At 61.0% G+C, this 21,620-nt stretch carries 18 protein-coding genes; 5 read left to right on the plus strand and 13 right to left on the minus strand.

Annotated features, from left to right (window positions below):
• Positions 1-28: 28 nt before the first annotated feature.
• The 8 genes from AC0Z5Z_RS08320 to pcaR all read right to left on the minus strand — a co-directional run bounded on the left by AC0Z5Z_RS08320 (position 29) and on the right by pcaR (position 8,486).
• Positions 29-1,324 carry an MFS family transporter gene (locus tag AC0Z5Z_RS08320; RefSeq protein WP_041478914.1) on the minus strand — a complete coding sequence of 432 codons (1,296 nt, stop codon included), beginning with the start codon at positions 1,322-1,324 and terminating at the stop codon, positions 29-31.
• 262 nt (positions 1,325-1,586) lie between these two features.
• Positions 1,587-2,153, minus strand: coding sequence for a protocatechuate 3,4-dioxygenase subunit alpha (gene pcaG / locus AC0Z5Z_RS08325; protein WP_041478915.1), 567 nt, complete (start codon positions 2,151-2,153; stop codon positions 1,587-1,589).
• A gap of 1 nt (position 2,154) precedes the next feature.
• On the minus strand, positions 2,155-2,859 hold the full coding sequence (pcaH, locus tag AC0Z5Z_RS08330) for a protocatechuate 3,4-dioxygenase subunit beta (RefSeq protein ID WP_076566301.1): 705 nt from the start codon (positions 2,857-2,859) through the stop codon (positions 2,155-2,157).
• A 36-nt stretch (positions 2,860-2,895) separates the two neighbouring features.
• On the minus strand, positions 2,896-4,101 hold the full coding sequence (gene pcaF / locus AC0Z5Z_RS08335; RefSeq protein WP_191622378.1) for a 3-oxoadipyl-CoA thiolase: 1,206 nt from the start codon (positions 4,099-4,101) through the stop codon (positions 2,896-2,898).
• Positions 4,098-4,877 (minus strand): CoA-transferase subunit beta, encoded by a 780-nt coding sequence (locus tag AC0Z5Z_RS08340; protein WP_016771341.1) that lies wholly within the window; start codon positions 4,875-4,877, stop codon positions 4,098-4,100. The genes pcaF and AC0Z5Z_RS08340 overlap by 4 nt, the downstream gene beginning before the upstream one ends.
• Positions 4,877-5,734 (minus strand): CoA transferase subunit A, encoded by an 858-nt coding sequence (locus AC0Z5Z_RS08345; RefSeq protein WP_024011937.1) that lies wholly within the window; start codon positions 5,732-5,734, stop codon positions 4,877-4,879. Before AC0Z5Z_RS08345 ends, AC0Z5Z_RS08340 begins: the two co-directional genes overlap by 1 nt.
• 269 nt (positions 5,735-6,003) lie before the next feature.
• Positions 6,004-7,350 (minus strand): 4-hydroxybenzoate transporter PcaK, encoded by a 1,347-nt coding sequence (gene pcaK / locus AC0Z5Z_RS08350; RefSeq protein ID WP_073475852.1) that lies wholly within the window; start codon positions 7,348-7,350, stop codon positions 6,004-6,006.
• A gap of 293 nt (positions 7,351-7,643) precedes the next feature.
• Entirely contained in the window at positions 7,644-8,486 is an 843-nt protein-coding gene (gene pcaR, locus AC0Z5Z_RS08355) for a pca regulon transcriptional regulator PcaR (RefSeq protein ID WP_016771343.1), read from the minus strand.
• 631 nt (positions 8,487-9,117) lie between these two features.
• On the opposite strand from pcaR, the gene AC0Z5Z_RS08360 reads away from it, so the two are divergent.
• Both AC0Z5Z_RS08360 and AC0Z5Z_RS08365 read left to right on the plus strand, forming a co-directional pair.
• Complete coding sequence (locus AC0Z5Z_RS08360; protein WP_008080067.1) at positions 9,118-9,318, plus strand: hypothetical protein; 201 nt, start codon at positions 9,118-9,120, stop codon at positions 9,316-9,318.
• A gap of 370 nt (positions 9,319-9,688) precedes the next feature.
• A complete protein-coding gene (locus AC0Z5Z_RS08365) occupies positions 9,689-11,164 on the plus strand; it encodes an inorganic phosphate transporter (protein WP_016771345.1) in 1,476 nt (491 codons plus the stop codon).
• Positions 11,165-12,148: 984 nt separating this feature from the next.
• On the opposite strand, the gene ccoM is transcribed toward AC0Z5Z_RS08365, so the two are convergent.
• The 3 genes from ccoM to AC0Z5Z_RS08380 form a co-directional block, all read right to left on the minus strand.
• Positions 12,149-12,262, minus strand: a complete 114-nt coding sequence (gene ccoM / locus AC0Z5Z_RS08370) for a cytochrome c oxidase subunit CcoM (protein WP_016771346.1) — start codon at positions 12,260-12,262, stop codon at positions 12,149-12,151.
• 159 nt (positions 12,263-12,421) lie between these two features.
• Complete coding sequence (locus AC0Z5Z_RS08375) at positions 12,422-12,583, minus strand: hypothetical protein (RefSeq protein ID WP_016771347.1); 162 nt, start codon at positions 12,581-12,583, stop codon at positions 12,422-12,424.
• 94 nt (positions 12,584-12,677) lie between these two features.
• On the minus strand, positions 12,678-13,019 hold the full coding sequence (locus AC0Z5Z_RS08380) for a hypothetical protein (RefSeq protein ID WP_024011931.1): 342 nt from the start codon (positions 13,017-13,019) through the stop codon (positions 12,678-12,680).
• A gap of 252 nt (positions 13,020-13,271) precedes the next feature.
• Between AC0Z5Z_RS08380 and rapA the strand changes: the two genes are divergently transcribed.
• On the plus strand, positions 13,272-16,118 hold the full coding sequence (rapA, locus tag AC0Z5Z_RS08385) for an RNA polymerase-associated protein RapA (RefSeq protein ID WP_041478023.1): 2,847 nt from the start codon (positions 13,272-13,274) through the stop codon (positions 16,116-16,118).
• A gap of 110 nt (positions 16,119-16,228) precedes the next feature.
• Here the strand turns inward: rapA and AC0Z5Z_RS08390 are convergent, their stop codons facing one another.
• Entirely contained in the window at positions 16,229-17,578 is a 1,350-nt protein-coding gene (locus AC0Z5Z_RS08390; protein WP_041478024.1) for a spinster family MFS transporter, read from the minus strand.
• Positions 17,579-17,879: 301 nt separating this feature from the next.
• Between AC0Z5Z_RS08390 and AC0Z5Z_RS08395 the strand changes: the two genes are divergently transcribed.
• Both AC0Z5Z_RS08395 and AC0Z5Z_RS08400 read left to right on the plus strand, forming a co-directional pair.
• Entirely contained in the window at positions 17,880-18,248 is a 369-nt protein-coding gene (locus AC0Z5Z_RS08395; RefSeq protein ID WP_024011928.1) for a YkgJ family cysteine cluster protein, read from the plus strand.
• Positions 18,249-18,398: 150 nt separating this feature from the next.
• Positions 18,399-20,681, plus strand: a complete 2,283-nt coding sequence (locus AC0Z5Z_RS08400; RefSeq protein ID WP_095180558.1) for a putative bifunctional diguanylate cyclase/phosphodiesterase — start codon at positions 18,399-18,401, stop codon at positions 20,679-20,681.
• Here the strand turns inward: AC0Z5Z_RS08400 and AC0Z5Z_RS08405 are convergent.
• A complete protein-coding gene (locus AC0Z5Z_RS08405) occupies positions 20,572-21,468 on the minus strand; it encodes an NAD(P)-dependent oxidoreductase (RefSeq protein ID WP_256810542.1) in 897 nt (298 codons plus the stop codon). The genes AC0Z5Z_RS08400 and AC0Z5Z_RS08405 overlap by 110 nt on opposite strands.
• Between the last annotated feature and the right edge of the window lie 152 nt (positions 21,469-21,620).

The following is a 21,620-nucleotide window of genomic DNA, read 5'->3' on the forward strand; positions in this document are numbered from 1 at the left end:
GCGGGCCTCGCAGCCCGCGCACATGGGTTTACAGATCGTGGTGCAAATACTTCGCCTGCTTGGGCAAACGCAGGCTGAACAGGAAAGCCACCGCCATCATCGCCGTGACGTACCAGTAGAAGGCGTTTTCCATGCCGCCAGCCTTGAGGCTCAAGGCAACGAATTCCGCCGAACCGCCGAAGATTGCATTCGCCACCGCGTAAGCCAGGCCGACACCAAGCGCGCGGACTTCCGGCGGGAACATCTCGGCTTTCACCAGCCCGCTGATCGAGGTGTAGAAACTGACGATCGCCAGCGCCAGGGTGATCAGCACGAAGGCGAGGAACGGGCTACTGATGCTTTTCAGGCTGAGCAGAATCGGCACGGTGAACAGCGTGCCGAGGGCGCCGAACCAGAGCATCGAATTACGCCGGCCGATCTTGTCGGCGAGCATGCCGAACAGCGGCTGCATGCACATATACAGGAACAGCGCGCCGGTCATGATGTAGCTGGCGGTCTTGGCGTGCATCCCGGCGGTGTTCACCAGGTATTTCTGCATGTAGGTGGTGAAGGTGTAGAAAATCAGCGAGCCGCCAGCGGTGTAGCCGAGCACGGTGATGAACGCCGCTTTGTGATCGCGAAACAGTGCAGTGATGCTGCCGGCGTCTTTGTGTGCGCGGGTTTCTTTGTTGGTGGTTTCCTTCAGCGAACGACGCAGGAACAGCGAAATCAGCGCCGCCACCGCACCGACCACGAATGGAATCCGCCAGCCGTAGGCACGCAGGTCTTCTTCAGTGAGGAACTGTTGCAGCACCACCACCAGCGACACCGCCAGCAGTTGTCCGCCAATCAGCGTCACGTACTGGAACGAAGCGAAGAATCCGCGCTGGCCCTTGAGCGCGACTTCGCTCATGTAAGTCGCGGTGGTGCCGTACTCGCCGCCGACCGACAGACCTTGCAGCAAACGCGCAAACAGCAACAGCACTGGCGCCCAGACGCCGATGTCCTTGTAGGTCGGCAAACAGGCGATCAGCAACGAGCCGAAGCACATCATCAGAATCGAGATGAGCATCGAGTTCTTGCGCCCGTGCTTGTCAGCGACCCGGCCGAAAATCCAGCCACCAATCGGCCGCATCAGGAACCCGGCGGCGAATACGCCAGCGGTGTTGACCAGTTGCACAGTGGGGTTATCGGAAGGGAAGAACGCCGGGGCAAAATAGATCGCGCAGAAGGCGTAGACGTAGAAGTCGAACCATTCGACGAGGTTGCCGGAGGAAGCGCCGACGATGGCGAAGATGCGCTTGCTGCGCTCTTCGCCGGTGTAGTGAGAGGTGGTGGTTGTCATTGTTTTTTCACTCGATAGGGACAGTCACAGTCTAGACATACTTTGCAACAGTCCCGTTCCGCATCGGATCATCACCCACGTATGGATCAGCCTTTGTGGCGAGGAGATTTATCCCCGCTCGAGTGCAAAGCACTCGCAAATCAGATACACGCGGTTCATCTGAATACCGCGCCGACTGGTTTTTGGGGCTGCTTCGCAGCCCAGCGGGGATAAATCCCCTCACCACAGGGACTCTGTCCTGCAGGGGATTTGGGGTGTTCTCTCAATAATCGAAGAACACCGTCTCGGCATCGGTGCCCTGCAGGACCACATTCCACTGGTAAACACCCGAGGCATCCTGCTTGGCCAGCAACGTTGCGCGACGCTCCGCCGGCACACATTCCAGCAACGGATCAGCCACGTTCGCCGGTTCACCTTCAAAATAAATCCGCGTCAGCAAATGCTTGACCAGACCACGGGCAAACACCAGCACCACCAGATGCGGCGCTTGGGTCGAGCCTTTCAACCCCGGCACGGTGCCCGGTTTGATCGTGGTGAAACGGAAGCGCCCTTCGGCGTCCACCGGTACCCGGCCGAAGCCTTCGAAATTCGGGTCGAGCGGTTTGTCCTGCTGATCTTCCGGGTGGTCGTACTTGCCGGCGGCGTTGGCCTGCCAGACTTCGAGCATGGCGTCGTTGACGACATCGCCATTGCCGTCGACCACCTGGCCGGTGATCGCCACGCGCTCGCCGAGGGTCAGCTCGTTGGCCAGGGTTTCGCGGTTCAGCCAGGTCAGGCCGATGTGGTAATACGGCCCGACGGTGTGGGACGTGGTCGCATAGAGCGTCATCTTATTTCTCCATCGGCGTGGCTTCACGGCCGCGCAGCACGATGTCCCAGCGGTAACCGAGGGCGTAGGACGGAATGGTTTTTTCCAGATCGAAAGCAGCGATCAGGCGTTCCTTGGCCGAAGTGTCCGGCACGCAGTTGTAGATCGGGTCATACGCCAGCAGCGGGTCGCCGGGGAAGTACATCTGCGTGACCAGACGCGTAAGAATGCTCGGCCCAAACAGGGAAAAGTGGATGTGCGCCGGGCGCCAGGCGTTGTGGTGGTTGCCCCACGGATAGGCGCCGGGCTTGATGGTCTGGAACTGGTACCAGCCATCGGCATCGGTGACGGTGCGGCCGGTGCCGGTGAAGTTCGGGTCCAGCGGCGCGTCGTGCAGGTCGCGGGCATGGTTGTAACGACCGGCGGCATTGGCCTGCCAGATCTCCACCAGAATTCCCGGCACCGGCAGGCCGTCTTCGTCGAGCACGCGGCCGTGAATGATGATGCGCTCGCCCAGCGGCTCGCCGTCGTGCTGAGCGGTCAGGTCATTGTCCTTCTCGGCAACGTGTTCGGCGCCGATGGTCGGCCCGGTGATTTCCGAGAGTGAATGGGGCAGGTGCACCAACGGCTTGGACGGCGAGCGCAGGTTGGTGGATTGATACGTCGGGTGCAGGTAGTCAGGCTGAGTGCCTGCCTGTGGGCGACGGTAACCAGGCTTGTCAGTCATTTCGCTTTCCTCAGTTCTTGTAAGTGCCGCAGTGCGTCAGACACGTTCGATGGCCAGGGCCAGACCCTGGCCAACACCGACGCACATGGTCGCCAGACCTTTCTTGCCGCCAGTCTTTTCCAGATGATGCAGGGCGGTCAGCACCAGCCGCGCACCGCTCATGCCCAACGGGTGACCGAGGGCAATCGCGCCGCCATTCGGGTTGACCTGCGGCGCATCGTCGGCCAGACCCAACTCGCGCAATACCGCGAGGCCCTGGCTGGCGAACGCTTCGTTGAGCTCGATCACGTCGAAATCGCTGACCGCGACGCCAAGGCGCTCGGCGAGTTTGCGCACCGCCGGCACCGGGCCGATGCCCATCACCCGTGGTGCGACACCGGCGCTGGCCATGCCGAGCACTTTTGCGCGGGCGGTCAGGCCGTGTTTTTTCACCGCTTCGGCCGAAGCCAGAATCAGCGCAGCAGCACCATCGTTGACCCCCGAGGCATTGCCGGCGGTGACGGTTTTGTCCGCGCCGTTGACCGGTTTCAACTTGGTCAACGCTTCAATCGTGGTATCGGCGCGCGGATGTTCGTCCTGGCTAACCACGGTTTCGCCCTTCTTGTGGGCAATCCGTACTTCAACAATTTCTTCGGCGAAGTAACCGGCGGCCTGCGCGGCGGCGGTACGTTGCTGACTGCGCAAGGCAAAGGCGTCCTGATCTGCGCGCGAGACCTTATAGTCGTCGGCGACGTTGTCAGCGGTTTGCGGCATGGCATCGACGCCGTACTGCGCCTTCATCAGCGGGTTGATGAAACGCCAGCCGATGGTGGTGTCTTCCAGTTTCATGTTGCGCGAAAACGCCGCGTCGGCCTTGCCCATCACGAACGGCGCGCGGGACATCGATTCGACGCCACCGGCAATCGCCAGCTCCATTTCGCCACTGGCGATAGCGCGGAATGCGGTGCCGATCGCGTCCATGCCCGAAGCGCAGAGGCGATTGAGCGTAACGCCGGGCACGCTGTCCGGCAGTCCCGCCAGCAGCAGCGCCATGCGCGCAACGTTGCGGTTGTCTTCGCCGGCCTGATTGGCGCAGCCGAGGAACACCTCATCGACGGCGTTCCAGTCCACCGATGGATTGCGCTCCATCAGGGCCTTGATCGGCACGGCGGCCAGGTCGTCGGCGCGCACGGCGGACAATGCGCCACCGAAGCGGCCAATGGGGGTGCGAATCGCGTCGCAGATATACACGTCACGCATCATGCTTCTCCCGGTGCCTGACCGTGGGCGGCAGCGGTGCGCGCTTCAAGATCACGCAGCGCCGTCAGCTCGACTTCGGTCGGCTCAGCGGTGGTTTCAACAGAGTCGGCAAAACGAATCGCCCAACCGGTGGCGGCGACCACTTGCTCGCGGGTCACGCCCGGATGCAGCGCGGTGACCACGAATTCGTGGGTACCCTCCTCCGGTTCCATGATGCACAGGTCGGTGATGATGCCCACCGGCCCAGCGCCCGGCAGGCCCAGCCGTTTACGCGAATCGCCACCTTCGCCGTGACCGACCGAGGTGATGAAATCGAGCTTGTCGACAAACGAACGCGCCGACTGTTTAAGGATGATCAGCACGCTTTTCGCCGAACCGGCAATCTCCGGCGCGCCACCGGCACCCGGCAGGCGCACTTTCGGCGCGTGGTAGTCGCCGACCACGGTGGTGTTGATGTTGCCGAAACGGTCGACCTGCGCGGCGCCGAGGAAGCCAACGTCGATGCGCCCGCCCTGCAACCAATAGCGAAAAATCTCACCGGTCGGCACCACGGTGTCGGCGGTCTCGGCCAGCTCACCGTCACCGATGGACAGCGGCAGTACGCTCGGCTTAGCGCCAATCGGGCCGGATTCGTAAATCAGCACCACGTCCGGCGATGAAGTCAGGCGCGCGAGGTTGGCGGCTTTCGATGGCAGGCCGATGCCGACGAAGCATACCGAGCCGTTCTTCAGTCGCCGGGCCGCCGCGACGGTCATCATTTCATTGGTGGTGTAAGTCATTACTTGGCCTCCGAAGCAGCGGCCAATTTGGCCTGGAATTCGCTGAAGTCAGCGCAGCCATGGATGTATTCGTTGATCCACGCGGTAAACGTCTCACGGTCGCGAGCGATCGGGTCCCACGCCTGATAGAAACGATTGTCACGCTCGGTGTAACCGTGGGCGTAGGACGGATGCGCGCCGCCCGGCACGTGACAGACCGCACTCAAGGCCCAGGTCGGCAGCACGCAAGCGTTCATCGGTGCGTTGAGGTCGTCGACGATTTCTTCCACGGTGACGATGCAGCGTTTGGCGGCCAGCGCGGCTTCTTTCTGCACACCGAGAATGCCCCAGAGCAACACGTTGCCCTTGCGGTCGGCTTTCTGCGCGTGAATCACGGTGACGTCCGGGCGCACCGATGGCACTGCCGCCAGCACTTCGCCGGTGAACGGACAGGTCACGGTTTTGATCAGCGGATTGACCTTCGGCAGGTCGGAGCCGGCGTAGGCACGCAGCACCGCGAACGGCAGGCCGGACGCGCCGGCAACGTAGGCGTTGGCGAGGTCGGCGTGGCTGTGTTCTTCAATTTCCAGCGCGTGCGGCCACTGCTTTTCGACCGCGTCACGCAGACGGTGCAGCGAACCCACACCTGGGTTGCCGCCCCAGGAGAAAATCAGTTTGCGCGCGCAACCGGCGCCGATCAGTTGGTCGTAGATCAGATCAGGCGTCATCCGCACCAGCGTCAGATCTTTCTTGCCTTGACGAATGATTTCATGACCCGCTGCCGTAGGGATCAGGTGAGTGAAGCCTTCGAGGGCGACGGTGTCGCCGTCGTTGACGAATTGCTTCACCGCGTCGTGCAGCGAAAGGATCTCAGCCATGGAGCGGGCTCCTGTTCTTGTAAGGAATCGCCAGTGATAAAAAGGCGCGAGGTTCAGCGCCGGAGTCACTGAAGATTAAGCTCGGGAAAATCGCCAAACAATCCGATAATCGACTGAGTGTTCGTTTATCGAACGGATTGTTGTTCAGCTAACAATCAGATCAAAAGCTTCGCGAGCAGGCTCGCTCCCACCTTGGAATGCATTCCAGAATGTGGGAGCGAGCCTGCTCGCGAAGGGGCCAGCCTGTTCAATAACGATCTGCGCCCGATTCAGGTCGCATCCGCATGACTGACCATGCCCTTGATCAGCACCGCCGCCGTCGCCAACCCCGCCGGGATCACCAGCGCGGTCAGCACTTGCTCGAAATTCCAGCCCAGGCCCAGCAAGGTTGCGCCCATCCACGCGCCGAGGATCGCGCCAAAGCGGCCGATGCCGAGCATCCACGACACCCCGGTCGCACGGCCCTGGGTCGGGTAGAAGCGCGCTGCCAATGACGGCATCGCCGATTGCGCGCCGTTGACGCACATGCCTGCGACCAGCACCAGCGTCGCCAGCAAGGTGATGTTGCCCAGGCTTTGCCCTACCGCGTAGGCAAACACCCCGGCCAGCAGGTAGAAAATGCCGATGACCTTGTGCGGATTGAAGCGGTCCATCGCCCAGCCCACCCCGACCGCGCTCAACACCCCACCAAACTGAAACAACGCACCGATGAACGCGGCCTGTTCCATGCTCGCGCCGCTGTCGCGCATCAGCGTCGGCAGCCAACTGGTCAGCAGGTAGACGATCACCAGGCCCATGAAATAGGTCAGCCACAACAGCAGCGTGCCGGTGCTGTAAGTGCCGGAGAAAATCACTGCGAAAACGTTACGCGCCTTGACGGTTTTCTGTTCCGGCACGCTGAAGCTCGCGGCCTGGGCGACGGTAACCGGGTCGATCGGTGCCAAGGTCTTGCGAACTTTGTCGGTGCCGCGGTTGCGTACCACCAGGTAGCGCGCCGATTCCGGCAGCCAGAACACCAATACCACCGCGAGGATCAGCGGCAGGATCCCGCCGATCATCAACAGCGCGTGCCAGCCGAACGCCGGGATCAGTTTTGCCGAGATGAAACCGCCGCCGGCCATGCCGAGGTTGAAGCCGCAGAACATGCTGGTCACCAGCAGCGACTTCTTGCGCTCCGGGGTGTATTCCGAGAGCAGCGTCGTGGCGTTGGGCATGCCCGCGCCGAGACCGAGGCCGGTGAGGAAGCGCAACACCAGCAGTTGTTCAACGTTGGTGCTGTAAGCCGAGGCCAGGCTGAAGCCGCCGAACAGAATCACCGCACCAACGAGTACGACTTTGCGCCCGAAGCGGTCAGCCAAAGGGCCGGAGCCGAGGGCGCCGAAGACCATGCCGATCAGCGCGGCACTCATCACCGGGCCGAGGCTGGCGCGATCAATGCCCCAGTCTTGCGACAGCGCCGGGGCGATGAAGCCCATGGCGGCGGTGTCGAGGCCGTCGAGAAATACGATCAGGAAACACAGGATCACCACTCGCCACTGATAGCGCGAGATCGGTTGGGCGTTGATAAAGGTCTGCACATCGAGGCAGTTACCCACAGCGGACTGAGGCTGGTTCATTATTTTTATTCCACGCAAAAAACGCAGTCGAACGGCGGCCGGCCAAAGGAAGGCACGGTCACAAGAATAGAAGGTTGTTATCAGGCGTTGCGGTGAACCCGGCAACAACGGGTGGGATACGGACAGTCGGGGAGCGAGCGCATGGTGAGTTGCCTCTTGTCATTATTATGGGGTCGACAGTCCGGCGAGCTCATTCACATCAGCGCCGGATGACGCTGCCGCGACATTAATGATCCGAGGGTTTTAGCGTCAATTCGATAAACGCAACACTGTGCGTTTATCGAACAGCTTCCTCAGGCGAACAACTGCGCACTGAGGTCGCGGCTGGCGCTGAGCAGGCCGGGCAGGAAGCGCTGCTCCAGCTCGGCGCGGCTGACTCGCCCGGCGTGGGTGCTGACATTCAGCGCGGCGACCACTTGCCCGGAGGCGTCGTACACCGGCACAGCGATCGAGCGCAGGCCCTGTTCCAGTTCCTGATCGACAATGCACCAGCCCTGCTGACGCACCTGCTGCAAACATTCGAGCAACGCGTCCGGGGTATGAATGGTGCGGCTGGTCTTGGCCACCAGTTCGGCGTGGTCGAGGTATTCGCCCAGGGAGGTGTCATCCAGTGCCGCTAGCAGAATCCGCCCCATCGACGTGCAATACGCCGGCAACCGCCCACCGACGGAAAGGTCGACCGAGATCAATCGCTGAGTGGTCGCCGAACGCGCGATATAGAGAATGTCATCGCCCTCCAGCGTCGCCATGTTGCAGGCTTCGTGCAATTGCTCGCTCATACGGTCGAGATACGGCTGTGCGGAAACGGCCAGCGGGGTTGAGGACAGATAGGCGTGGCCGAGGGTCAGCACTTTCGGCAGCAGCGAATAGGTGCGCCCGTCGGTGGTGGCGTAGCCGAGTTTGATCAGCGTGTGCAGGCAACGGCGCACGGCGGCGCGGGGAATTTCCGTGCGATGACTGATCTGCGCGATGGTCAGGTGGCGTTTACGTTCCTGAAACGCCTGCACCACCGCCAGACCACGGGCCAGGGACGTCATGAAATCCGGATCACCGGTCAGCGCCTGAATGCGCTTGGCCGGCGAAGCGACGATGGGCGGCGCCACCGACGTGAAGGAGTTGCGCATTTGATCGTTCATTTCTTGTCCTTGTCCGGCACGCATCGATGCCTAGTCAAACGGCTCGCCGCGCGATGCACAAGCATCGCGGCGCCAACATTGGGCGATTATCGAACCGCCGACCGATAATCGCAATCCAGCCCCCCGCCCTCCTCTTCATCCTTGAGGCAGCTTTAGCGATTCTGCTAGCAACTTAGTTGTTCCAGTTAATGGCGCCAAAAACAGAACGCCTGTTCTATAACGCGGTCTTTACACTTAACTAGCGGTAAAAGTTGCCGGTAACAAAACCCTCACACATTCAGAACCGTTTTTAACTTGGCAAAGATAGTCATTCCCGAATCGGCCGCTATAATGCACCCTAGTCGCGGCGCTTTAATCAAAAGCCCGCGACTTGCTGAAACGAGGTCCTTCGTCTCAGCTCCGGCCAGCGCCCGGCGCCCATCACACATGCAACGCCAGCGCTCGCTGAAACAGGAAACTGATGCTGCGTCAGTTTTTATCTGGTGCCGTAGCCGCCTGTAACACGGAAGTCTTGATCGCCTCTGCAATGTCTCCGCGCCTGATCGGGCTGTGGATGACTGGCGGGTTCGCTCAATTGACTCGTTGCAGTGTGTTTCACCGGATATTCAATTCAACTCATACAGGTAGCACCGTGACAAAAGACGAACTGCGCGCGGAACTAGAGCGCCAGGAACAACGTTACAAGGAAGTTTACGGCGGGGAAGTCACCACCTACGCCGCTCAGCCGGAACCGGAACGCAAGGCATGGCGCAAGCGCCCTACTGTTCAGGATCAGGTGTTCAAGCAGGAAATCGAAAAGATCGAAAAGGAACTCAAAGCCGAAGAGCCATGAGCCACGGCGGTTGAGCATTCGAAAGTCGGCGTCCGCCTGAGCCACAGCGCGGTGGAAGACGACACCTCGCGCGCCCGCTATCTGCGGGCAGCGGCTGCATCGCTGTTCTGGGGCTTATGAACGAGCGTCCCACAGGTTTCAGAGATATTTCAGACAAGCGTTTGAGCCTTTGCGATGTCTGAAAAAACGGCTCGAAAATATAGTTTATTCAATAAAATCAAGTAGTTGAAAAACCCTGCGTGCTGCTTGGTTTTCACGCCCTGCAACAAATTAAATCGAAGAAGGGTGTGACCAGTGAGCAGACGGGGCATCGATTTCCTGTCTTTTCTGGCATAATCGCGCCCCCTTACGACCGGGTCAGAAAACCTTCATGATCGATTTATTCAGCGGACTGGATGCTTGGGTGCTTGTGAGCCTCTTGCTCGCCCTGACGTTTGTCCTCGCCTTCGAGTTCATCAATGGATTTCATGACACCGCTAACGCGGTAGCCACTGTTATCTACACCAAAGCCATGCCGCCACACCTGGCGGTGTTCTTTTCCGGTGTGTTCAATTTCCTCGGCGTGCTGCTGGGCGGCGTTGGCGTGGCGTATGCCATCGTCCACCTGCTGCCGGTTGAACTGCTGATCAATGTGAACACCGGCCATGGCCTGGCGATGGTGTTCTCGTTGCTCGCCGCGGCAATCGCCTGGAATTTGGGCACCTGGTACTTCGGTATCCCGGCTTCCAGCTCGCACACACTGATCGGCTCGATCCTCGGTGTCGGCCTGGCCAACGCGCTGATCAACGACATCCCGCTGAGAGATGGCGTGAACTGGCAGAAAGCGATCGACATCGGCGCCTCGCTGGTGTTCTCGCCGATGGCCGGCTTCCTCATCGCCGCGCTGGTGCTGATCGGCCTGAAATGGTGGCGCCCGCTGTCGAAGATGCACAAGACGCCGGAACAGCGCCGCAAGATCGACGACAAAAAGCACCCGCCGTTCTGGAACCGTCTGGTCCTGGTGATCTCGGCCATGGCCGTGAGCTTCGTGCACGGTTCCAACGACGGCCAGAAAGGCATCGGCCTGATCATGCTGGTGCTGATCGGTATCGTCCCGGCGCAGTTCGTACTCGATCTGAACAGCACCACCTACCAGATCGAACGCACCCGCGACGCGACCCTGCACCTGAGCCAGTTCTACCAGCGCAACGCCGATTCGCTGGGTGAGTTCCTGGCCCTGGGCAAGAGCGTGGAAGGCGACCTGCCGGAGAAATTCCGCTGCAACCCGCAGCAGACCGAACCGACCATCACCGCCCTGCTGCATACCCTCAAAGGTGTAGCGGACTACCATTCGCTGTCGTCGGACAGCCGCATCGAAGTGCGTCGCTACCTGCTCTGCCTGGACGACACGGCGAAGAAAGTCGGCAAGCTGCCAGGCCTGGAAGCCCGTGAAAAGGCTGACCTCGACAAGCTGCGCAAAGACCTGACCACCACCACTGAATACGCCCCGTTCTGGGTGATTCTGGCGGTCGCCCTGGCACTGGGCCTGGGCACCATGGTCGGCTGGAAGCGCGTAGTGCTGACCATTGGCGAGAAGATCGGCAAGCAGGGCATGACCTATTCCCAGGGCATGTCGGCGCAGATCACCACCGCCAGCCTGATCGGCATGGCCAACATTTTCAGCCTGCCGGTGTCGACCACTCATGTGTTGTCTTCGGGTGTGGCCGGGACCATGGTTGCCAACAAGAGCGGCCTGCAGGGTGGCACGGTCAAGACTATTCTGCTGGCCTGGGTGTTGACCTTGCCTGCGACCGTGGCGCTGTCGGCCGGGTTGTTCTGGTTGGCTTCGAAGGCTTTGGGTAGTTGATCGATTGTTGCTTGTGAAGGAGGCGCGATTCTTTGGAATCGCGCCTTTTTTGTTTTTTGGATTGGGGGCATATCCGTTGCTGCGGGTGCTGCCGCTGGCGGTTTCGCTCTTACAGCGAGTCACCTTTTCCAAACGCCGAAAAGGTAACCCAAAAGGCTTTGCCCCGGCGTACGGCCCGCTCGCTGGGGCTCGGGGTACCTTCGTTACGGGACCGATCCGGGCGCAGCGGCTCCGGTTGGCTTCGCTGCACCTACACTCGCTGTGTACGACTGCGTCGTACGGTCGCTACGCTCCCACCCCCGGATCGATCCCGTAACGAAGCCTGCCGAAGGGGCAAAAGATCAAAAGCAAAAGCCAAAGCCAGATCAAGAGCCCCTCACCCTAGCCCTCTCCCAGAGGGAGAGGGGACTGACCGAGGTGTTTGGGCGAAACACGCCGACTTGCGATACCGAGTCGAATGCAGGTTTTGAACACCGCAAAAATCGGCTCCCTCTCCCTCGGGAAAGGGCTGGGGTGAGGGGCGAATCCACCGAAAATCTCAAGCCATGCGACGCTTCTAACCACTCAACAATGAGCGCAAGCTCGAGTAACGCTTTTGATCTTGATCCACCGGCGACGTCGGAAGGCTGAGCGGAGGGATTGATCCGGGCGTGGGAGCGCAGCGACCGTCTGGCGCAGCCAGACACAGCGGAAGGAGGTGCAGCGAAGCAAACCGTAGCCGCTGCGCCCGGATCAGTCCCGGAGCGAAGGGACCCGAGCCTGCGAGGGCCGAACGCAGGAGCTAGCGTTTTTTGCTTACTTTTTTAGGCGCTTGTAAAAAAGTAAGTCGCCGTCAGGCGAAACCGCCAGCAGCCGCTACCGAAGCAACGGATATTCACCCAAACCCCCAACAGCCTGGTCGGCCCAAAGGCCGCCAAGGCACAAAAAAAAGGGGCAACCGAAGTCGCCCCAAAATGCCTTGCGTGCCCATCAATCCAGAAGAACTCACTTGCGCCGCTTATGCGCATCCTTCCAGATAAAAAATCCAAACCCTGCAAAAAACAGCACCATGAGCCCCACCGTGAGAACCCCGGCAAACACCACGTTATCGAAAAACATGACTGACCTCCCGGCCCTGCTTTGCTTTGCTTTGCTTTGCTGCGATGGATTCAAATTAACAAACACACAGGCGCACATATTGACCAGGATCAATATCCGCAACGAAGGGAAATAAAGGAGGGGAAATAACTGATCTGCATCAACCAATGCAGCGGGAGATCAACGCTTTTTCGGCTTGTTCTTCGACTTTTTCTTGGCTTTTCCCAACGGCATCGCCTGCTCGAAAGCCTGGCGCACTTCGTTCAGGCGCTTTTCGTTGAGGTCATGCACTCGCTTGGCGCGTTCAGTGCTGAGGTCGATCAGTTTGTCGTCTTGGCTCATGGCGTCCGGCACATCGCAGAAGAGATCACAGCTGCCGTCACCGACAGGATTGCGCCAATCATGCCGCTTGGCGCAGGCGCTGACCAGTCGCTGCTCAAATCTCGATATCAACCCACAAGCCCTGACGCGGCTGATCGTCTATCAGCGGCACCACCGGCACGGTGTTATCGGCATTGAGCTCAGTGCCGGGCACCGCCAGATGCTCTTCGGGATCTTCATCGGCCTCGCGACGTCGGCGGTCACGTTCTTGTTGACGACGCTGTTCTTCGCGCGCGAGCAGACGATCCTCTTCCGGATCACGCTTCTGCAGGTCGATCGTGCTTTCGTTGGAGCTTTCCTGCACCGGCACCACCGGCGGGATGTCCGGCCGCTGGCGGATCGGATCCTGCTGGGAAGTGATCGGCACGGCGCTCAAGGGGAGCATCGGTGGCAACATATAAAGGTCTCCTGTCTGCAGGCTATCGGCTGGGGTGCAGGCGCCTTGAGCCGCCTGTCGTAATTGTGTGATGCACCTCGCACCCGTAGGAGCTGCCGCAGGCTGCGATCTTTCATGGGACAACGCAAAACCCAAGTGTTCCCACAGATCAAAAGATCGCAGCCTTCGGCAGCTCCTACGCCAGTAATCTTTGGCCCTGAAGCCGTCATTCCGTTAAGATAGCCCGCTTTTTCAAGGTGGGAGTCAGGCAGCATGGCGCAGCAGTATCAACCGGGGCAACGCTGGATCAGTGACAGCGAAGCAGAGCTTGGTTTAGGCACCGTTCTGGCACAGGACGGCCGCTTGCTGACCGTGCTTTACCCGGCCACTGGCGAAACCCGCCAGTACGCGCTACGGAATGCGCCCCTGACCCGCGTGCGGTTCTCGCCGGGCGACTCCATCACCCATTTCGAAGGCTGGAAGATGACCGTGCAGCAGGTCGACGACGTCGACGGGCTGATGGTCTATCACGGCCTCAACGGGCAGAACGAAGTCGTCACCCTGCCGGAAACCCAGCTGTCGAACTTCATTCAGTTCCGTCTGGCCAGCGACCGCCTGTTCGCCGGACAGATCGACCCGCTGCCGTGGTTCTCCCTGCGCTACAACACCCTTGAACACACCAGCCGCCAGTTGCAGTCCTCGCTGTGGGGCCTGGGTGGCGTGCGTGCGCAACCGATCGCGCACCAGCTGCACATCGCCCGCGAAGTCGCCGACCGTATCGCCCCGCGCGTATTGCTGGCGGACGAAGTGGGTCTGGGTAAAACCATCGAGGCCGGTCTGGTGATCCATCGCCAACTGCTCTCGGGCCGCGCCAATCGCGTGCTGATTCTGGTCCCGGAAAACCTCCAGCATCAGTGGCTGGTGGAGATGCGCCGCCGTTTCAATCTGCAGGTCGCGCTGTTCGACGAAGAACGCTTTATCGAAAGCGATGCCACCAACCCGTTCGAAGACACGCAACTGGCGCTGGTCGCGCTGGAGTGGCTGGTCGACGACGAGAAGGCGCAGGACGCCTTGTTCGCTGCCGGTTGGGACCTGATGGTGGTGGACGAAGCGCATCACCTGGTCTGGCATGAAGACAAGGCCAGCGCGGAATATTCGCTGGTCGAGCAACTGGCCGAAGTGATTCCCGGCGTGCTGCTGCTCACCGCCACCCCGGAACAACTCGGTCAGGACAGCCACTTCGCCCGTCTGCGCCTGCTTGACCCGAATCGTTTCCACGACCTGGCCGCGTTCCGCGCCGAGAGCGACAACTATCGTCCGGTCGCCGAAGCGGTGCAGGAACTGCTCGACAAGGGCCGTCTCTCCGCCGAAGCGCACAAGACCATTCACGGTTTCCTCGGCAACGAAGGTGAAGCCCTGCTCACCGCCGTCAACGATGGCGACACTGAAGCCAGCGCCCGCCTCGTGCGTGAGCTGCTCGATCGCCACGGCACCGGCCGCGTGCTGTTCCGTAATACCCGCGCCGCTGTGCAGGGTTTCCCGGAGCGCAAACTGCACCCGTACCCGTTGCCGTGCCCGGACGAATACCTCGAACTGCCACTGGGCGAACACGCCGAGCTGTACCCGGAAGTCAGCTTCCAGGCGCAGCCGGAAGCCAGTGAAGAAGAGCGCTGGTGGAAATTCGATCCGCGCGTCGAGTGGCTGATCGATCAGTTGAAAATGCTCAAGCGCACCAAGGTGCTGGTGATCTGCGCCCACGCCGAAACCGCGATGGACCTGGAAGACGCGTTGCGCGTGCGTTCCGGCATCCCGGCCACGGTGTTCCACGAAGGCATGAACATCCTTGAGCGTGACCGCGCCGCCGCCTACTTCGCTGATGAAGAGTTCGGCGCGCAAGTGCTGATCTGCTCGGAAATCGGCAGTGAGGGTCGCAACTTCCAGTTCGCTCATCATCTGGTGCTGTTCGATCTGCCGTCGCACCCGGACCTGCTCGAGCAGCGTATCGGTCGTCTTGACCGGATCGGCCAGAAACACATCATCGAACTGCACGTGCCGTACCTGGAAACCAGCCCGCAAGAGCGCCTGTTCCAGTGGTACCACGAAGCGCTCAACGCCTTCCTCAACACCTGCCCGACCGGCAACGCCTTGCAGCATCAGTTCGGCCCACGCCTGCTGCCGCTGCTCGAAGAAGCCGATGACGGCGAGTGGCAAGCGCTGATCGACGAAGCACGCGCCGAGCGTGAGCGTCTCGAAGCCGAGCTGCACACCGGTCGCGACCGTCTGCTGGAACTGAACTCCGGCGGCGCTGGCGAAGGTGAAGCGCTGGTCGAGGCGATTCTCGAGCAGGACGATCAGTTCGCCCTGCCGATCTACATGGAAACCCTGTTCGACGCCTTCGGCATCGACAGCGAAGACCATTCGGAAAACGCCCTGATCCTCAAGCCGAGCGAGAAGATGCTCGACGCCAGTTTCCCGCTGGGCGACGACGAAGGCGTGACCATCACCTACGACCGCAACCAGGCGCTGTCGCGCGAAGACATGCAGTTCATCACCTGGGAACACCCGATGGTGCAGGGCGGCATGGATCTGGTGCTGTCCGGTTCGATGGGCAACACCGCCGTCGCGCTGATCAAGAACAAGGCGTTGAAGCCGGGCACTGTGTTGCTGGAATTGCTGTACGTCAGCGAAGTGGTCGCACCGCGCTCGCTGCAACTGGGTCGCTACCTGCCACCGGCGGCGCTGCGTTGCCTGCTCGATGCCAATGGCAACGACTTGTCGCCACGGGTGTCGTTCGAAACCCTCAACGATCAGCTGGAAAGCGTGCCCCGCGCCAGCGCCAACAAGTTCATCCAGGCTCAGCGCGATCAGTTGACGCCACGGATCAACGCCGGCGAAGAAAAGATCGCCCCGCGTCACGCCGAACGTGTGGCCGAAGCGCGCCGCCGTCTGGCCGCCGACACCGACGAAGAACTGGCGCGCCTGACCGCGTTGCAGGCGGTCAACCCGACCGTGCGCGACAGCGAACTGGAGGCGTTGCGCACTCAGCGTGAGCAAGGTCTGGCGATGCTCGACAAAGCGGCGTTGCGCCTGGAAGCGATTCGGGTGCTGGTAGCGGGCTAACCGCCCCGCTCCACCGCTGAAAACCAAGAGGCCCGCAGTGATGCGGGCCGATCGTTCCCACGCTCTGCGTGGGAACGATCATGTGGGAGCGAGCCTGCTCGCGAAAACGGTCAGGCAGTCGCCGCAGAAATTTCAGGCTCAACCACCGCCACCAACCCCTCCTTCATCCGCTGTGCATCGCGAACAAAACACCGCGATGCCAGAAACAGAAAGACCATGGTCAGGAACAGCGCCACCGGGATCAGGTACATCGCGTCATGCAGGCCGACAGCCTTGAACGCTTCGGTCATCTGCTCAGCCCCTGCCGCCAGCATCGCCGTGTGCGCGAAGTGATCCGACAGACCACCCACGACCACCGGCCCCAACCCGCCGCCGAGCAGATACAAACCGGCAAAGAACAACGCCATCGCCGTGGCCCGCAGGCGCGGTTCGACGACGTCCTGAATTGCCGTGTACACGCAGGTATAGAAGTTGTACGCGAACAGCCAGCCAACGCTGAACACCGCGACGAACACGCCGATCTCAATGCGCCCGGCATGCAGCGCCCAGGCTGTGCACAACGTCGAAATGATCAGACTGAACGCGGCGAACAACAGCCGCCCACTGGCGAAACGCTGATGGATCTTGTCGGCGATCCAGCCGCCAAGGGTCAGCCCGACCAGTCCGGTGACGCCGACGATCACGCCCGTGGCCACCGCTGCCTCCTGCAACGGCATGAGAAAGTAGCGTTGCAGCATCGGCACCAGAAACGAGTTGCAGGCATAGGTCGCGAAGTTGAAGCACAGCCCGGCCATCACCAGCCACAGGAAGGTCGGCACAGCGAGAACGCGGCGGATAGGCCTGTCGACTTTCTCTTGCGAGACCTGCACGGTTTCAGCCGCGCCGCGTTTCGGCTCTTTGATGAAGAACATGAACACCGCGAGGATCAGCCCCGGCACGGCGGCGATGAAGAACGGCGCGCGCCAGCTGTCGAAGGCCTTGACCATCGCGCCGATGGTGAAGAACGCCAGCAGCAGCCCCAGCGGCAGGCCCAGCATGAAAATACCCATCGCCCTCGCCCGACGGTGCGCCGGAAACAGATCGCCGATCAGCGAGTTGGCCGCTGGTGCGTAACTGGCTTCGCCGATGCCGATGCCCATGCGCACGATCAAAAAGCTCCAGAAACTGCCGACCATACCGTTGACCGCAGTCAGCGCACTCCAGGTGGCCAGGCCCCAGCCCATCAGCTTGCTGCGTGAACCGGTGTCGGCCATGCGCCCGAGTGGCAGGCCGGCAATGGCGTAAACGATGGTGAACGCGGTGCCGATGATGCCCAGCTGAAAGTCGCTGAGGTGCCATTCCATGCGGATCGGTTCGATGATGATCGCCGGGATGGTGCGGTCGAAGAAATTGAACAGGTTGGCGAGGAACAGCAGGAACAGAATGCGCCAGGCATTCGCCGCTTGGGTCGAGTTCTGCATGGGTCCGTCTCTTTATTGTTATGAGGGCTTCACTGCCAGCGCGTCGAGCCCGGAACCTGCAATCTAGTCAGCCGCACGGGGGCTGTCTGTCATCATTCGTCAGCCTGATATCGACCCATCGCACTGTAACGAAACGTAAGCCCTTGATAAGTCTGGAATCCCCCGCCATACGGGGCTTTCGCGGCAAAATCCGGCGACAAAAAAATAGTTTCGCGCCCCCCTTCCCAACGCCATGGCAAAGTCTAGAATGGCCGCCGGATCCGTCCGGATCTTCCGATCAATCCCTTTGATACCCCCGCCCATGTCCGAAGCCAGTCCGTGTCTGAATTGCGGTGCCTGCTGTTCCCATTTTCGTGTGTCTTTTTTCTGGGGTGAGTGCTCATCCTCTGGCGGAACGGTGCCCGATGAACTGGTCGCGCAGATCACCCCGAGCCGGGTGGCAATGATCGGCACCGATCGCAAACCGGCGCGTTGCATGTCCCTGGCGGGTGAGGTCGGCAGTGCCGTGGCCTGCACGATCTATGACAAGCGCTCGAGTACGTGTCGTGAGTTCGAGGCGTCGTGGGAGAACGGCGAACACAATCCGGACTGCGACAAGGCCCGCGCTGCCCACGGCCTGCCGCCCTTGCCGCCACACTGGAATGATCTGCCGCTGGAGCGCATTGCCTGAGCCTTAGCGCAAATCGCTATGAGGCTAATGGCAAAATCATTACCACCAATGTGCCACTACGCCTTGCAGCGTGAAAACCGCCTCTATACTCCATCCATTCGCCTGCGTTGATTGACGCACGGGCCAGATGAATCCGAGACGGGGCATGCTATGGAGTGGCTTGGTTTGCAGTTTGTTGCCGAGCTGCCGGCGAGCGGGCAGATTCTCCTCGATTGCAGCCACAACCCTTTGTTGGTGATGGTGGCCTATCTGGTCGCCTGCGCGGCGAGTTTCGCCACCCTGGACATGGCAGAGCGCCTGGTGCATGCCGAAGATCCGGGGTCGCGGCGCATCTGGCGCTGGATCGGCGCGACCTGCCTGGCCGGCGGCATCTGGGCCATGCACTTCATCGGCATGCTGGCCTTCCAGACCCCCATCGATATTCAGTACGACCTCGGCATCACCCTCTTGTCGTTACTGATCGCTCTGCTCGCCTCGTGGCTGGCCATGCACACTCTCAGTGAGGTGCAGCCGAGCGCGCTGCATTGCCTGAAGACCGCGTGTGTCATCGGTTTGGGCATCGCTGGCATGCATTACGTCGGCATGGCCGCGATGAAGTCGAGCGCCACCGCCTACTATCAGCCAGGGCTGTTAGCGCTGTCGGTGCTGATTGCCATCGGCGCCAGTTTCACCGCGCTGTGGGTGGCGCGCTATCTCAGCGAAGGCAGCGGGGTCGCGCATCAATTGCTCAAGTACAGCGCGGCGCTGATTCTCGGCGCCGGCATCATCAGCATGCACTTCACCGGCATGGCCGCGTTGGATCTGGTTCTTCCCGAAGGTGCCCTGGCAGCGAGCGGCAGTGAAACCGGGCATTTGCAACTTGGCCTGACCGTGGCGCTGATCATCCTGTTGATTCTCGGCAGTGCGATCAGCGCCGCCCTCGCCGACAAGAAACTGCAGAACAAGGAAAACGACCTGCGCCGGGTCAACGCCCTGCTCAGCCAACTCGATCAGGCGCGCATGTCTTTGCAGCAAGCGGCCAATTACGACGCGCTGACCAACCTGATCAACCGCCGTGGTTTCAACCAGATGTTCGCCGAAAAACTCAGCCAGAAAACCAGCGAAGGCGGCATGCTCGCGGTGATGTTTCTCGACATCGACCACTTCAAGCGCATCAACGATAGCCTCGGCCATGATGCCGGTGACGCGCTGCTCAAAGTCATCGCCCAGCACATCAAGAGCTCGGTGCGCAGCCACGAAGACGTGGTCGCGCGGTTCGGCGGCGACGAGTTTTGCATCCTCATCAGCCTGCGCGACCGCGAAGAGGCGCGCGGTATGGCGCAGCGCATCATGCACAAGATGAAAGAGCCGATCGAACTGGCCGGCCGGCGCATGGTGATGACCACCAGCATCGGCATCAGCCTGTTTCCCGAAGACGGCACTACCTGCGAAGAGCTGCTCAAACACGCCGACCTGGCCCTGTACCAATCCAAAGGCGCCGGGCGCAACGGTCTGCACTTCTTCAATTCCAGCCTGAAGACCCGCGCCAGTTTCGAGCTGCAACTGGAAGAAGAACTGCGCAGTGCGCTACGGCAAGACAACGCGCTGATGCTCTACTACCAGCCGATCTTCGAAGTGAAAACCGGACGCGTGACCAAGCTCGAGGCGCTGATTCGCTGGCAGCATCCGGTTCACGGTTTGCTCACACCGGATCGCTTCATAGGTATCGCCGAGAACAACGGTTTGATCGCCGAACTGGACAATTGGGTGCTGCGCCGCGCCTGCAAGGATCTTGGCGAGCTGTCGCGGCATGGTTGTGCCGAATTGAAAATCGCCTGGAACTGCTCGCCGCTGAATCTGGCGCGCGAAGAGCTGGCCGAGGAGATCGAGCACGCCTTGCACACGGCGGGCGTTGCCCCGGAACGCCTGGAACTGGAGGTCACCGAAAACGCCTTGATGGGCAATATCGCCGACACTCTGGTGCTGCTGCGGCAGATCCGCGCCCTCGGTGTGTCGCTGTCGATCGATGATTTCGGCACCGGCTATTCGTCGCTGGCCTACCTCAAGCGTCTGCCGCTGAACACCCTGAAAATCGACCGCTCGTTCATCCTCGACATTCCCACCGCCACGGCGGACATAGAGATCGTGCAGGCGATCATCGTCATGGCCCACACCCTGCATCTGCAGGTGGTCACTGAGGGCGTCGAGAGCCTGGAGCAATATGAGTTTCTCGAGCGTTCGGGCTGCGACTTCATTCAGGGTTATCTGCTCAGCCGCCCGGTGCCGCTGGACGAATTGCGCGCGGTGCTCGATGAAATCAACCAGCGCAAACCCGTGCTCGGGGTCAATCCGTTGAGTCTGGCGCGCGATACATTTGCACCAGCGTCGCTGGATCCTTCGCTAAAAAGCCTTGCGCCCCATGCAGGCGCATCAACTGTGCGGCCAATCCGCTGATTGGCGTCGCCGAGCCCTGCTCGCGGGAAAATTTCACTGCTGTGTCGAGATCCTTGAGCAGCGTGCGCACGTGCCACTTGACCGGTTCGAAACGGCTTTCGGCCATTTGCGGGGCAAGGATCTGCAACGGCTTCGAATCAGCAAAGCCACCGGCCAGCGCCTCGGCGATCAGACTGGCATCGACCCCGGCCTGCTCGGCCAACGCCACCACTTCGGCAATCACCAGCGCATTGCACGCGACGATCATCTGGTTGCAGGCCTTGGTCACCTGGCCGGCACCGATGCCGCCCATGTGCGTGACGCGCTGACCAAGGCTGAGCAGCACCGGGCGCACGCGCTCAAGATCTGCCGCTGCACCACCGACCATGATTGCCAGACTGCCGGCCTCGGCGCCGACCACGCCGCCGGACACTGGTGAATCGAGCCAGCCCATGGCGGTTTTCTCGGCCAGCGCTGCGGCCATCTCGCGAGTCGCGGTCGGTTCAAGACTGGAGAAATCCACCAATAGCTGGCCGTTTTTTGCCCCTTCGGCGATACCGCCAGTGCCAAACACCACTTCACGCACCACGGCGGTATCGGCCAGGCACAGCATAACGATGTCGGCGTGTGCGCACAGTTCGGCGGGGCTCGATACCTGGCGGGCGCCGGTCGCAACCAGCGGTGCGCACTTGTCCGGGTTGCGGTTCCACACCGTCAACGGGTAACCCGCCGCCAGCAGACGCCGGCACATGGGCAGGCCCATCAGGCCGATTCCGGCAAACCCCAACGAAGGTAGCGTTGACATCATTTCGCCTCTTTTCGATTAAAGATCACCGAATCATGGCCGATTCATCAACGATCAGGAAAGGATTCCGCCCGGCGATCAGACCAGCCAGCACTACGACGCCCGGGCCGTATTCGCGCACACAAGACGCGAGATCTTATTCCGTGAGGTTCGCC

This window comes from Pseudomonas sp. 1L-E-NC-VB-C3 (assembly GCF_057291535.1).